This is a genomic window from Saccharopolyspora antibiotica, from assembly GCF_047200635.1.
In the GTDB taxonomy this organism is placed as follows: Bacteria; Actinomycetota; Actinomycetes; order Mycobacteriales; family Pseudonocardiaceae; genus Saccharopolyspora_C.
On the sequence record NZ_JBJZOI010000027.1, the window covers coordinates 1 to 12,519 of the forward strand.

The window sequence follows — 12,519 nt, forward strand, 5'->3', positions numbered from 1 at the left end:
CCCCCTCTTCACGTCGTCCTGGTGGTTCAGCGGCCGCGCACGGCGATCACCGCGTACGGGCCGACGTCGCGGCGCTCGAACCGCGGGTCGTCGAAGACCGCCGGATCGAAGAACACGTCGTAGTCCCGCACGTTCGGCAGCTGCGGGAACGCGTCGCCCTTCAGGTTCAGCGCGAGCTTGCGACCGTCCTCGTCGGACGGATCGGCGGCCCGCTCCTGATCGGCCGCGGAAGCCACCGGGCTGTCCTGGACCCGCAGCACGAACACGTTCGGCGCCGCGAACTCGCTGCCGCGCAACATCCCCAGCAGCTCGTCCGCGTCGCGCGCCTCGGTCCACCGCTGGATCTCCGCGGTGCGCTCGTCGTACTCGGCCAGCGGGTTCGCGTAGTGCGGCGTCTCCTGCTGGAAACCCCAGTACGGGCGGAAGGACATCAGCTTGTAGTCGGTGCTCAGCAGCAGGTCCTGCTCCGGCGGGCGGCCGGTGAGCCCGGAGATCGTGCGGTACACGTCGTCCGCCCAGGAACCGGTGCGCTGCGGGTCCCGAGCGCCCTTCGCGTTGTCACCCGTCGGGTAGTAGTCCTCGTAGGCCTGCTCCGTCGAAGGTGCCAGCGCGCTCCCGATCGCCCCCTGGGTCAAGGTGATCGCGCCCAGCAGGCCCAGGGCGAACGCCAGACCGGTGATCCGCGCGGCGTAGCTCAGGTCGACCCGCTCCCGGACCCAGCCGATGAGCTCCAGCACGGCGAACACTCCCGCCACGGCCAGCACCACGCCGAGGATCACGTTGAGCCGGAACGCCAGCAACGTCGTCTTCGCCACCAGCGCCAGCGTGGAGAGGCCGAACCAGGTGTAGATCGCGATCACCACGGTGAGCATCGCGCCCGCGACCTCGCTGCGCCTGCCGCGCAGCACCAGCCAGGCGACACCGGCCAGGCACAGCGCGCCGAACGGGCTCGCGTCCATCATCGGCACCGGAAGGAACGACCCGTCCTCCGGCAGGTAGTGCAGCGCCGCGCTGCGCGGGTTGTCGGTGAACACGTGCGTGCTCAGCACGTACGGCAGCCACACCAGCAGCGAGATCAGGCCGCTCACCACGCCGATCGGCAACAGGCGGAAGAACATCCGCCGCACCGTCGGCCACAGCGCCTCCCCCCGCCGCACCCGGAGCGCGCCGGCCACCACGGCCATCGCCACGATCAGCAGCACCGCGAAGCCGAAGTGCAGCGTGTAGGTGATCGCGGCGAAACCCACGTAGCCGCCGACGCAGACCAGCGTCCACCTCGGGGACCGCCCCTCGCGCCGCATCGCGTTCCAGGTCAGCACCGCTACCGGCGCGAGCCACGCCGCCGAGGGCCACGCGTAGGGCTCCTCGATGCCGTGCAGCATCCCCGCCAGCGAGGTCGCGAGCGCGGCCAGCAGCGCGAGCCGCCGCCGCACCACGATGCTCCACAGGGTGAACGCGACGACGCTCGTCACCGCCACCCAGATCAGCGCGTAGGGCTTGTAGGCGGCCCAGCCCTCCCACCCGAGCAGGTTCGCGAAGCGACCGCCCAGCCAGAACCAGCCGCCGGGGTAGTACGGCGCGGTGTCCGCGTAGTTCATGTCCGACAGGCCCCAGGTCGAGGCCATCCTGGTCATGTACTGCAACCGGAAGCCGTTGTCGGTGGAGGAACCACCGAAGTAGAACCGGGTCGCCTGCAGCGGGATCGCCAGGGCCAGGGTGGTGAACGCGGACAGCGCCGCCCAGGTCCCCGCCAGCCGCAACGGGCGCGGGAAGCGGTTCGGGCCGAACGCCAGCAGGCCGAAGGTGATCAACAACACCAGGGCCGCGCCCAGCGACGCCAGCGCTTCGGGGGCGAAGCTCGGCTCGCTGATGCCCAGCCGCGCCACCCCGAACTGGAGACCCAGGCTGACGACCGCGGCGAGCACCGATCCCACCAGCAGTTCGGAGACCGCGCTGCGCAGCGGAAGTCGCACGGCGGAATCCTGGTGCGGCGCATCGATGGGTCGGGGTCCGGTCAGCACCGGACTCGGCAAGGTTCCCGCCACGTGAGTTCGATCCTTCGGCAGTGGGGGACAGGACGCCCGCGCAGAATAGAGGATGGCCACCCGGCGTCCGCGCCGCGCCTGGCCGGGTGCGGCCGACGGTCTCCCGGCGAACTCGCGGTGCCGCGCCGTGCTCTCGCCGCCGACCGGACCGCGGCAGCAGCGGCGGAGCTGGAGCGGTCGGGCAGGCAGTACAGTGCTGGCTGCTCATCGCCGAACCGGCACCGCAGCGCGGTTCGCCGCGTTCGCCCCACATCGAGGAGGATCGGCTGTTGTCCCCAGGAGCGGTCGAGACCAGCGCCGTCCCCGAACCGCGGGGATGGTCGTCCGAGCGGACCGCCCCCGTCGTGGTGCGCGCCGACCTGCTGCCCGGCCTGAGCGCGCTGTCCCTGGTGGCGTTGCTCGGGATGCCGCTGGCCTGGGCGTGGTCGCGGTTGGCCCCCCCGCAGCAGAGCCTGCTGGGCCGCTCCGGCGCACCGGTTCCCGCGCAGATCGTGGAGAGCTACCACCGGTTCGACGCGCTCGCGGTGTTCCTGCTGCTCGCGTTCGGGACCGGGCTGGTCGCGTCGGCGGTGCTGTGGACGCTGCGCGGGCGGCGCGGACCGGTGCTGCTCGTCGCGGGCGTGCTGGGCTCGTTGATCTCCTCGTGGCTGGCGATCCGGATGGGCGCCACCTTCGCCGCCGAGCTCTACCCCGCGCCCGCCGGGCTCGGCTTCGGGGACCCGCTCACCGCGCCGCCCGAGGTGGCGAGCTGGTGGGCGGTGCTCGCGCAGCCGCTGGCGATGGCGCTCGGCTACGGGATCGCCACCTCGTGGAACGGCTTCGACGACCTGGGCCGCCGGTAGGGTCACCCCGCCGGGCGCAGCGACGCGGTGACCTGGTCCAGGGCCTCGGGAGGCACCGCGCCGGGGATGCCCTGGTCAGCGGCGGCGATGTGCACCACCGAGCCCTTGCCGTCGTTGTTGGTGGCCAGCACGTTGATCACCACGCCGGGCGATCCGCAGGGGCCGGGTGCGGGCACGACGGTGGCGACGACCTTGCTGGCCGCGATGCCGCCGGCCAGCCGCACCGGCCGCGGCGGGGCGAGGTCGATCCGCGCGCCGGGACCACCGTAGGCGAGTTCGGCGAACTTCCGCGCCGTGTCGGTGGCGACCGTCGCGTCGTCCGTCCCGGCCCGGCCGGTGGACCCGGCGATCGCGCGGTAGCTGCCCGGAGCGTCCGGGCAGAAGCCCTCCTGGAAGATCGCCACGCCGGACATCGTGACCGGGTCCTCCGGCGGCCCGAATCCGACGATGTTCTCCGGGGTCTCCAGCTGCCACTCCAGCGGGGCGTCGTACACGGCGCCGCGCTTGGGCACGGCCACGACCTGCCAACCGGGAACCACCGGCTCCGGCGGCGGTGCCGAGGCGGTGGGCCGCTGCGAGGAGGCCGGCGGGGGAGCGGGGGCGCTGGAAGGCGTGGCCGGGCCCGCTGCCTGCTCCTGCCGCGCGTTCACCAGCAGCACGGAGGTGACGGTCGCGATCACCACGACCGCGCCCGAGGCGAGCGCCGCGATCAGCGGACCCCGCCTCGATCGCCGCGGTCCCGGAGGTGGTGGCGGGGGGAAGTGCGGGGAGGCGCCCCACTGGTCCGAGGACTGCGGCTGCTGGAAGGTGCCGAAGCCCTGGTACTCCATGCCGCTCTGGTACGGCGACCGCGCGAACTGCTGCTGGGGAGCACCGGGGTGCTGCTGCGGGGGCCGGTCGCCCGATCCGCCCCAGCGCTCCCCGGATCCCCCGTTGTCCGGAGAACCCCAGTTCCCCGGCCCTCCAGGTGATGACATGGGGGCGATCTTAGCGAGCGCCCCGCGCGGCCCGGGGTCAGTTCGGGCTGGTCTGCTCGGCGAACTCCGCCAGCGGCGCCGGCACGGCCCGCAGCTCGCGCAGGAACTCGGCCTCCCGCACGAGCAGCCGCCGCACCAGCCGCAACCGCTCCAGCGGGTCGGTCTCGGCGAGCAGCTCCTGGCGGTCGTCAGCGCTGAGCACGCAGTCCTCCGCCAGCGCGTAGGACAGCTCGCCCGGAGTCAGCTCCGCGTCGGGCGCGTCGTAGTGCTCCCCGCGCAGACCGGTGCCGTGGTAGCGCTCGTGGGCGGCGCGGGCCGCGGAGTCCAGCCGGGAGATCAGCCTCGGGTCCTCGGCCGGTTCGGTGTCGGGGAGCCACTCGACGCGAGCCATCAGGTACGGCGCCGCCTCCCGGTCGATCTGCAGCAGGCGGAAGCGCCGGCAGCCGTCGGCGGTGATGTCGTAGCGGCCCTGCGGCAGCTGCCGCACCTGGCGCAGCCGCGCCGAGCAACCCACGTCGTACATCGAGTCGACGTTGTCGTCGCCGACCTCCCAACCCTGCCGGATCCCGACGACGCCGAAGCGCCGGTCCGGGACGACGTCGTTGACCAGGTCGAGCACGAGCTGCCGGTAGCGCGCCTCGAAGATGTGCAGCGGGAGGTCGGCGCCGGGCAGCAGCACCGTGCTCAGCGGGAACAGCGGGAGCGTCTCGGTCACAGCCGCCAACCTACGTCCCGGGCCCGCGGTCCTGCCAGCACGACGCCCCGGTGGCCTCACGCACGTTCGGCCGGTGGCCGCAGCACCGCGAACGGATCGGTGACCTCCAGGTCGGGAGCGGTGAACCGGAACAGCGCGGGCGGTCTGCCTCCCGCCGGGCCCGCGGGCACCGTCCGGCCGGTGGGCCGCAGGGCTCCGCGGCGGGTGAGGACCCGCTGCAGGTTCGTCGCGGCGACCTCGTAGCCGAGCGCCGCGGAGTAGATCCGACGCAGCTCCGAGATGGTGAACTCCGTCGGGGCGAGCGCGAAACCGATGTTGGTGTAGGACAGCTTCGCGCGGAGCCGGGCCCGCGCCGCGTGCGTGATGGCCTCGTGGTCGAAGGCGGTCGGGGGCGGGTCGTCCAGCGGGTGCCAGGCGGTGTCGGCCGGGACCTCGGGATCCACGTCCGAGGGCACCAGGCCGAGGAAGGCGGTCGCCACGACCCGCACGCCCGGGACCCGGTCGGGAGCGCTGAACACCGAGAGCTGCTCGACGTGGCTGAGCTTGTGCACGTCGACCTTCTCCGCGAGCTGGCGGCGGATGGAGGTCTCCACGTCCTCGTCCGCTCCGAGCCTGCCGCCGGGCAGGGCCCAGCGGTGCTCGTGCGGGGGCTTGGCGCGTTGCCAGAGCAGGACGTGCAGCCGCCCCTCGCAGGCGCGCAGCACGCCGGCGAGCACCTCGTGAGCCGGATCTCCCTTGTCCCCGCAAGCAGCGGTGTTACGATGGGGCATGTTTTCGATCCTAAGGCGAAAACTACTCGGCGGGCAAACGCCGGGAGGCGCGCGGGAGTGCGCGCCCGGGGGTGAGGAGGAACAGATGGTGGTGGCCGAACAGCTCGTGCCCTACACGGGTGTCGAGCCGGACGAGGAGTGGGCGCGGGAGGTCCGGCGGCTCGCTGACGAGCGCGGCGCGGTGCTCCTGGCGCACAACTACCAGCTGCCCGCGATCCAGGACATCGCGGACCACACCGGGGATTCGCTCGCGCTCAGCCGCATCGCGGCCTCCAGCGACGCCTCGACCATCGTGTTCTGCGGCGTGCACTTCATGGCCGAGACCGCGAAGATCCTCAGTCCCGGGAAGAAGGTCCTGATCCCGGACGCCCGCGCGGGCTGCTCCCTCGCCGACTCGATCACCGCCGGACAGCTGCGGGACTGGAAGGCCGAGCACCCCGGTGCCGTCGTCGTCTCCTACGTGAACACGACCGCCGAGGTGAAGGCCGAGACCGACATCTGCTGCACCTCCTCGAACGCGGTCGACGTGGTGCGCTCGATCCCCGCCGAACGGGAGGTGCTGTTCTGCCCGGACCAGTTCCTCGGCGCGCACGTGCGCCGCGAGACCGGCCGGGAGAACGTGCACGTGTGGGCGGGGGAGTGCCACGTGCACGCGGGGATCAACGGTGCCGAGCTCGCCGATCGCGCCGCCGCGAACCCGGACGCGGACCTGTTCATCCACCCCGAGTGCGGCTGCGCGACCTCCGCGCTCTACCTCGCCGGGGAGGGGACGTTACCCGCGGACCGGGTCAAGATCCTCTCCACCGGCGGGATGCTCGACGCGGCCCGCGCCACCGGCGCCGAGTCGGTCCTGGTGGCCACGGAGGTCGGGATGCTGCACCAGCTGCGCCGCGCCGCCCCCGAGATCGACTTCCAGGCCGTGAACGACCGCGCGTCCTGCCGCTACATGAAGATGATCACCCCTGCGGCGCTGCTGCGGTGCCTTCGCGAGGAGGCCGACGAGGTGCACGTGCCCCGCGACGTCGCGGAACGGGCCCGCGCCTCGGTGGAGCGCATGATCAGCATCGGCGATCCCGGAGGCGGCGAGTGAACTGGGAGGCGCGCGCCGACCTGGTCGTCGTCGGCACCGGAGTCGCCGGTCTCACCGCCGCGCTCCGCGCCCGCGAGCTCGGGCTGCGGACCCTCGTGGTGACCAAGGATTCGGCAGGAGCGGGCAACACGGCCTGGGCCCAGGGCGGGGTCGCGGTGGTGCGGGACGACGAGCACGACGACGGTGACAGCGTCCAGCGGCACGCGGCCGACACCCGCACCGCCGGAGCCGGGCTCTGCGACGAGGACGCCGTGCGCGCCATCCTCGCCGACGGGGCCGCCGCCGTGGAACGGCTCCGCGCGGCGGGCGCCCGGTTCGACCTCGCAGGCGCCGCGCTGGCCCGCACCCGCGAAGGCGGCCACACCGCGTTCCGCGTCATCCACGCCGGAGGCGACGCCACGGGCGCCGAGGTGCAGCGCGCGCTCTCGAGCGCCGTGGGCGCCGACGGGATCCCGGTGCTGGAGCGGCACTGCGTCGTGGAACCCGTCCGCGACGAGAGCGGTGCCCTCGCCGGCGTGCTCGCGTTGGACGAGCACGGCAACCCCGGCGTGCTGCGTGCCCCCGCCGTGCTGCTCGCCACCGGCGGTCTTGGCCAGCTCTACGCAGCGACGACCAACCCCGAGGTGGCCACCGGCGACGGAATCGCGCTCGCGCTGCGCGCGGGAGCGACCGTCGCCGACCTGGAGTTCGTCCAGTTTCACCCGACCGTGCTGCACACCCCCGGTGCGGCGAGGGGCAGGCGGCCGCTGATCACCGAGGCCGTGCGCGGCGAGGGCGCGGTGCTGCTGGACGTGCGAGGCGAGCGGATCATGGCCGGTGCGCACCCGCAGGCGGACCTCGCCCCGCGCGACGTGGTCTCCGCGGAGATCAACCGCCGGCTCGGCGAGACCGGGGCGGAGCACGTGCTGCTCGACGCCACCGGGATCGACGGCTTCGCCGCGCGTTTCCCGACCGTGCACGCCTCCTGCCTGCGCGCGGGCATCGATCCGGTGCGGGAACCGATCCCGGTGACCAGCGCCGCGCACTACGCCTGCGGCGGTGTCGTGACCGATGTGGAGGGCAGGACCGGCGTCGCCGGGCTCTACGCGGCCGGGGAGGTCGCCAGGACCGGCCTGCACGGGGCGAACCGGTTGGCCTCGAACAGCCTGCTGGAAGGCCTCGTCGTCGGCGCCCGCGCGGCCGAGGCCGTCGCCCGCGACCTGGCCCGAGGGGCCGCGGTCCGCAGACCGGTCCTGGTCCCGGTGCCCGCGGCCGCCGTGGTGGACCGGGACCTGCTGCAGCGCACCCTGTCCCGGCACGCCGGGATCGGACGCAGCGCCGAAGGACTCGCGGAGGCTCGCATCGCGCTGGACCAGGCCGGGGTCGTCCGGCCGCTGCGGACCAGGGAAGCCGTCGAGGACGCGTCGCTGGCGCTCACCGCGCAGGCCCTGCTCACCGCCGCCGAAGCCCGCACCGAATCCCGCGGCAGCCACCGGAGGCGGGATCACCCGGAGATCGACGACGTACGCTGGCGGCGCAGCATCGCGCTGCGCTTGGACGTGTCCGGCTGGCTGTTCCGCACCGACCGCGAACCCGTGAGGAGCGTCGCATGACCCTGTCCGAGGTGACCACCGATCACCTGCGCTCGGCGGGGCTCGACCCGCAGGAGGTCCGCTCGCTGGTGCGCGCGGCGCTGGCCGAGGACCTGCGCTACGGGCTCGACGTCACCACCGAGGCCACCGTCCTCGTGGATGCCATCGCCGAAGCCACCTTCAGCTCCCGGCCCGCCGGGGTCGTCGCCGGTGTCCCGGTCGCGCGGGCGGTGCTGGACGAGGTGCTCGGGCCGGACGGCTACAAGGTCCTGCACAGCCGCAACGACGGCGACATGATCATGCCCGGGGAGAGCGCGCTCAGCGTGCACGCACCGGTCCGCGGCCTGCTCACCGCCGAGCGCACCGCGCTCAACCTGCTCTGCCACCTCTCCGGAATCGCCACCGCCACCGCCGAGTGGGTGCGAGCGGTGGAAGGCACCGGCTGCCGGATCCGGGACAGCCGCAAGACGCTGCCGGGGCTGCGGGTCCTGCAGAAGTACGCGGTCCGCTGCGGCGGCGGAGTGAACCACCGGATGGGCCTGGGTGACGCGATGCTCATCAAGGACAACCACGTCGTCGCCGCCGGCTCGGCCGTCGCCGCCCTGCGCGCCTGCCGCGCGCACGCGCCGGAGCTCCCGATCGAGGTCGAGGTGACCACGTTGGAGGAACTCGACGAAGTGCTGGAGGAGGGTGCCGAGCTCGTGCTGCTGGACAACTTCTCCCCGCAGGACTGCGCCGACGCGGTGCGGCGGGCGAAGGAGATCTCCCCGGGGACCGAGCTGGAGGCCTCCGGCGGGCTCGCGCTCGGCGTCGCCCGCGCCTACGCGGAGACCGGGGTGCACTACCTCGCGGTCGGCGCGCTCACCCATTCGTCCCCGGCGCTGGACCTAGGCCTGGACATGTGAGCGCGCGCCGGGTCAGAACCGCCGGTTCGCCAGCACCGGGATGCTCGCCCGAGCCCGGTCCACGGCCTCGGGATCCAGCTCGGTGACGAGCACGCCGGGCGCGTCGGCGAGCTGCTCGTGCACCGTGCCGGTCGGGGTGGCCACCGTGCTGTACCCGATGCCGGTGGGGGCCTTGCCGCCCGGTTCGACGCCCGCGGTGCGCGGGTCGGCCTGGCCGCAGGCCACCACCCACGAGGTGCTGTCCAGGGCGCGGGCGCGCACCAGCAGCTCCCACTGCTCGCGCTTGCCCTCACCGGCTCCCCACGAGGCAGCGGTGACGATCGCCGTCGCCCCCCGTTCCGCCAGCGTCGTGAACAGCCCGGGGAAGCGCACGTCGTAGCAGGTCGTGACGCCGACCCGGGTGCCGTCGACCTCGACGACCAGCGGCTCCGCGCCGGGCGCGACGGTGCGCGACTCGGCGAAGCCGAACGCGTCGAAGAGGTGGATCTTGTCGTAGTGCGCCTCCACCCCCGGCCCGGTCACCAGCAGGGTGTTGGCCACCCTGCCATCACCGGCGGGGGTGAACATGCCGACGACCGCGGTGATCCCGGCCTCGGCGGCGAGCCGGCGAACCTCGGTCGCCCAGGGGCCGTCCAGCGGCTCGGCGAGCGGTGCCAGCGGGACCCCGAAGCAGGCCATGGTCGCCTCGGGGAAGACCACGAGCCGCGCGCCCGCGGCGGCGGCCTCGCGGAGGCCGTCCGCCACCAGCTCCAGGTTCGCCGCGGGGTCGGGGGTGGACACGATCTGGCACAGCGCCACGCGCATGGGTTCAGCCTCTCCACTGTGGTTGCATACCCAGGATATGCAAGAGTTCCGGTTCCGGACGACCGCCCGCACCGCTAGGAGCCACCGTTGACCTCGGGCCGCCAGCTCGCCTACGACCACCTGAAGGACACCGTGCTCAGCGATCCGGCGATGCAGGGCCGGTTCGTCAACGAGCAGACCCTCGCCGACGACATCGGGGTCTCGCGCACGCCGATCCGGGAGGCGCTGCTGCTGCTCGCCGCGGAGGAACTCGTGCAGCTGGTCCCCAAGCGCGGCGCCTACATCGCACCGGTCGGGGGCAGGCAGATCCGGGAGCTGTTCGAGCTGCGCGGGATGATGGAGCGCTACTCCGCCCGCCGCACCCTGGAACTCGGGACCGTTCCGGTGGCCGAGATGCGCGGTGAGCTGGACCGGCAGCGCGCGCTGCGCGCGGGCGAGGACGCCAGGGCCTTCATCGACCTCGACCACCGGTTCCACTCCGCCCTGGTGCGGGCCGTCGGCAACGACATGCTCACCAAGAACTACGACGGGCTGCGAGCACGCCAGATCCGCGCGGGCATCGTCGCGCTGTTCTCTGCGGAGAACCGGCGCACCGCCGTCGTCGACGAGCACGACGCGATCCTCGCCGCGCTCACCGAGGGCGACACCGAGGCCGCCGAGGCCGCGATCACCGCGCATCTGGGCGCGACGCAGCAGGTGTTGCTCGCGGGCTGATCGCCAGGCCGACGAGAGTGACCGCGCAGGCCGCGAGCAGGTAGCAGGCGGGCGCGATCCAGGTGTCGAAGTACGCGAACAGCCCGGTGAACAGCAGCGGGGCCAGCGCTCCACCGATCACCCCGGCCAAGGTGTAGGCGAGTGAGCAGCCGGTGTAGCGCAGCCGGGTGCTGAACTGCTCGGCCACGAAGGCGGCCTGCGGGCCGTACATCAGCGAGTGCCACAGCAGGCCGACCACCACCCCGACCACCAGCAGCGGCGCCGAACCGACGCCGATCAGGGGGAAGAACGCGAACGGCCACACCGCCCCGCCGACCACTCCGATCGCGTACACCCGGCGCCGCCCCCACCGGTCCGACAGCAGGCCCGCGGCCGGGATCAACGCGAGCTGGCAGGCCGAGCCGATCATGACCCCGGTGACCGCCCAGCCCTGCGGGAGCCCCAGCTCCTTCGTGACGTAGGTGAGGACGAAGACCGTGAACAGCGCGTAGAGCACGTCCGGGCCCACGCGGGAGAGGATCGCGGCGAGCAGGGCGCGCGGCTCCTCGGTGAACACCTCGCGCAGCGGTGCCGAGGCCCGCTCGCCGGAGCGCTGCAACTGCCGGAACACCGGGGTCTCCTCCAGCTTCACCCGGATCCACAGGCCGAACAGCACCAGCACCGCGGAGAGCAGGAACGCGACCCGCCAGCCCCAGGCCAGGAACTGCTCCGCGGTGAGCGCGGCGGCCAGCACGGCGAGCACGCCGTTGGCCAGGAGATTGCCCGCCGGCGGGCCGATCTGCGCGGCGGACGCCCAGAAGCCGCGGCGCCGCTCGTCGCCGAACTCGCTGGAGAGCAGCACGGCACCGCCCCACTCGCCACCGATCCCGACGCCCTGGGCGAAGCGCAGGGCCACCAGCAGCACGGCGCCCAGCGGACCCACCTGCTCGTGCGTGGGCAGCACGCCGATGAGCACCGTGGCGATGCCGGTGAGCAGCAGCGTGATCACCAGCACCTGCTTGCGGCCCAGCACATCGCCCAGGCGGCCGAACACGAAGCCGCCCAGCGGCCGGGACAGGTAACCCACGGCGTAGGTCGAGAACGCCAGCAGCGTGCCCGAGAGCGGGTCGTGGCTGGGGAAGAACAGATCTCCGAAGACCAGTGCGGAGGCCACCGAGTAGGCGGCGAAGTCGTACCACTCCAGGGAGGTCCCGGACAGCGCGGCGACGAAGGCCTTGACGAGGTCCTTGCGCGGCGGGCGGGTGGGCGTGTCGGCGAGTGCTCGACTCATCGGCGGTCCTTGTCGAGGGGGTCCGTCACATCGACCGGGTGCCCGGCCGAGATGTGGTACGAACTGTATACAAGAAGTATGCCGATGGGGAGGGTCTGATGTTTCCACTTCGTTTCGACGTCGCGGGCAGGTCCGTGGAGGTGCCCGTGCGCTCCCTGCTCAACGCCGGGTACGCCGGGCGGAGCCAGGACGACGTGGCCGCTCACGTCGCCGAGCTCGCCGAGCTCGGGGTGCCCGCGCCGACCCGGACCCCCTGCCTCTACCCAGTCGCGCCCTACCTGGCGATGCAGGTCGACGAGGTCCCCGCGCAGCACGCGCGGACCTCGGGGGAGGCCGAGTGGGCCCTGGTCATCGCCGGACCCGGGGAGGAGGACGTGCTGCTCACCGCCGCCTGCGACCACACCGACCGGCAGCTGGAGGTGCACGGGGTCGCGTGGAGCAAGCAGGCCGGCCCCGACGTGCTCGGCTCCCGGGCGTGGCGACTGGTCGACGTCGCCGACCGGATCGACTCGCTGACCCTCATCGGCGAGGCCGGTGGTCGGCGCATCCAGCGGGGAACGCTGGCGGAGCTGCTCACCCCGCGGTACTGGCTGGACCGGCTTCGCGAGCTCGGGCTGGACGAGACCGGTACGGTGCTGCTCTCCGGCACGATCCCGATGGACGGGGCGGTCGACCAGTTCGCCGGGTCCTGGCGGGTCGCGCTCGCCGATCCCGTCACCGGGGACGTGCTGGAGTGCGGCTACACCGTGCGCGAGCTGCCGGGGCCGATCGCCTGACCTGCGGTGGTCACCCGAAGGTCCTGTCGCGTCGCGGGCT

At 73.2% G+C, this 12,519-nt stretch carries 12 protein-coding genes; 6 read left to right on the plus strand and 6 right to left on the minus strand.

What is annotated here, in order from left to right; all coding sequences use genetic code 11:
• Positions 1–26: 26 nt before the first annotated feature.
• The gene (locus ACL03H_RS20660) at positions 27–1,973 is read right to left on the minus strand and encodes an arabinofuranosyltransferase (protein ID WP_412812937.1); all 1,947 of its coding nucleotides are present in this window, start codon (positions 1,971–1,973) and stop codon (positions 27–29) included.
• A 341-nt stretch (positions 1,974–2,314) separates the two neighbouring features.
• On the opposite strand from ACL03H_RS20660, the gene ACL03H_RS20665 reads away from it, so the two are divergent.
• Positions 2,315–2,887: a DUF2567 domain-containing protein gene (locus tag ACL03H_RS20665; protein WP_412812938.1), complete on the plus strand. Its 573-nt coding sequence runs from the start codon at positions 2,315–2,317 to the stop codon at positions 2,885–2,887.
• Between the two features lie 2 nt (positions 2,888–2,889).
• Here ACL03H_RS20665 and ACL03H_RS20670 read toward each other — a convergent pair whose 3' ends face one another.
• From ACL03H_RS20670 to ACL03H_RS20680, 3 genes are read right to left on the minus strand one after another with little or no spacing between them, the layout of a single operon-like run.
• On the minus strand, positions 2,890–3,864 hold the full coding sequence (locus tag ACL03H_RS20670; RefSeq protein WP_412812939.1) for a hypothetical protein: 975 nt from the start codon (positions 3,862–3,864) through the stop codon (positions 2,890–2,892).
• Between the two features lie 37 nt (positions 3,865–3,901).
• Complete coding sequence (locus ACL03H_RS20675; protein WP_412812940.1) at positions 3,902–4,579, minus strand: LON peptidase substrate-binding domain-containing protein; 678 nt, start codon at positions 4,577–4,579, stop codon at positions 3,902–3,904.
• Positions 4,580–4,635: 56 nt separating this feature from the next.
• Positions 4,636–5,349, minus strand: a complete 714-nt coding sequence (locus tag ACL03H_RS20680; RefSeq protein WP_412812941.1) for an NUDIX hydrolase — start codon at positions 5,347–5,349, stop codon at positions 4,636–4,638.
• A gap of 85 nt (positions 5,350–5,434) precedes the next feature.
• Here ACL03H_RS20680 and nadA point away from each other — a divergent pair, with 85 nt between their 5' ends.
• From nadA to nadC, 3 genes are read left to right on the plus strand one after another with little or no spacing between them, the layout of a single operon-like run.
• Positions 5,435–6,439: a quinolinate synthase NadA gene (gene nadA / locus ACL03H_RS20685; protein ID WP_412812942.1), complete on the plus strand. Its 1,005-nt coding sequence runs from the start codon at positions 5,435–5,437 to the stop codon at positions 6,437–6,439.
• The gene (locus ACL03H_RS20690) at positions 6,436–8,031 is read left to right on the plus strand and encodes an L-aspartate oxidase (protein WP_412812943.1); all 1,596 of its coding nucleotides are present in this window, start codon (positions 6,436–6,438) and stop codon (positions 8,029–8,031) included. Before nadA ends, ACL03H_RS20690 begins: the two co-directional genes overlap by 4 nt.
• The gene (gene nadC, locus ACL03H_RS20695; protein WP_412812944.1) at positions 8,028–8,915 is read left to right on the plus strand and encodes a carboxylating nicotinate-nucleotide diphosphorylase; all 888 of its coding nucleotides are present in this window, start codon (positions 8,028–8,030) and stop codon (positions 8,913–8,915) included. The genes ACL03H_RS20690 and nadC overlap by 4 nt, the downstream gene beginning before the upstream one ends.
• Positions 8,916–8,927: 12 nt before the next feature.
• Here nadC and ACL03H_RS20700 read toward each other — a convergent pair whose 3' ends face one another.
• A complete protein-coding gene (locus ACL03H_RS20700; RefSeq protein WP_412812945.1) occupies positions 8,928–9,719 on the minus strand; it encodes a carbon-nitrogen hydrolase family protein in 792 nt (263 codons plus the stop codon).
• Between the two features lie 87 nt (positions 9,720–9,806).
• Here ACL03H_RS20700 and ACL03H_RS20705 point away from each other — a divergent pair, with 87 nt between their 5' ends.
• Entirely contained in the window at positions 9,807–10,433 is a 627-nt protein-coding gene (locus ACL03H_RS20705; protein ID WP_412812946.1) for a GntR family transcriptional regulator, read from the plus strand.
• On the opposite strand, the gene ACL03H_RS20710 is transcribed toward ACL03H_RS20705, so the two are convergent.
• The gene (locus ACL03H_RS20710; protein ID WP_412812947.1) at positions 10,387–11,703 is read right to left on the minus strand and encodes an MFS transporter; all 1,317 of its coding nucleotides are present in this window, start codon (positions 11,701–11,703) and stop codon (positions 10,387–10,389) included. The genes ACL03H_RS20705 and ACL03H_RS20710 overlap by 47 nt on opposite strands.
• A 98-nt stretch (positions 11,704–11,801) precedes the next feature.
• On the opposite strand from ACL03H_RS20710, the gene ACL03H_RS20715 reads away from it, so the two are divergent.
• Positions 11,802–12,479 carry a DUF2848 domain-containing protein gene (locus tag ACL03H_RS20715; RefSeq protein WP_412812948.1) on the plus strand — a complete coding sequence of 226 codons (678 nt, stop codon included), beginning with the start codon at positions 11,802–11,804 and terminating at the stop codon, positions 12,477–12,479.
• Positions 12,480–12,519 lie beyond the last annotated feature (40 nt).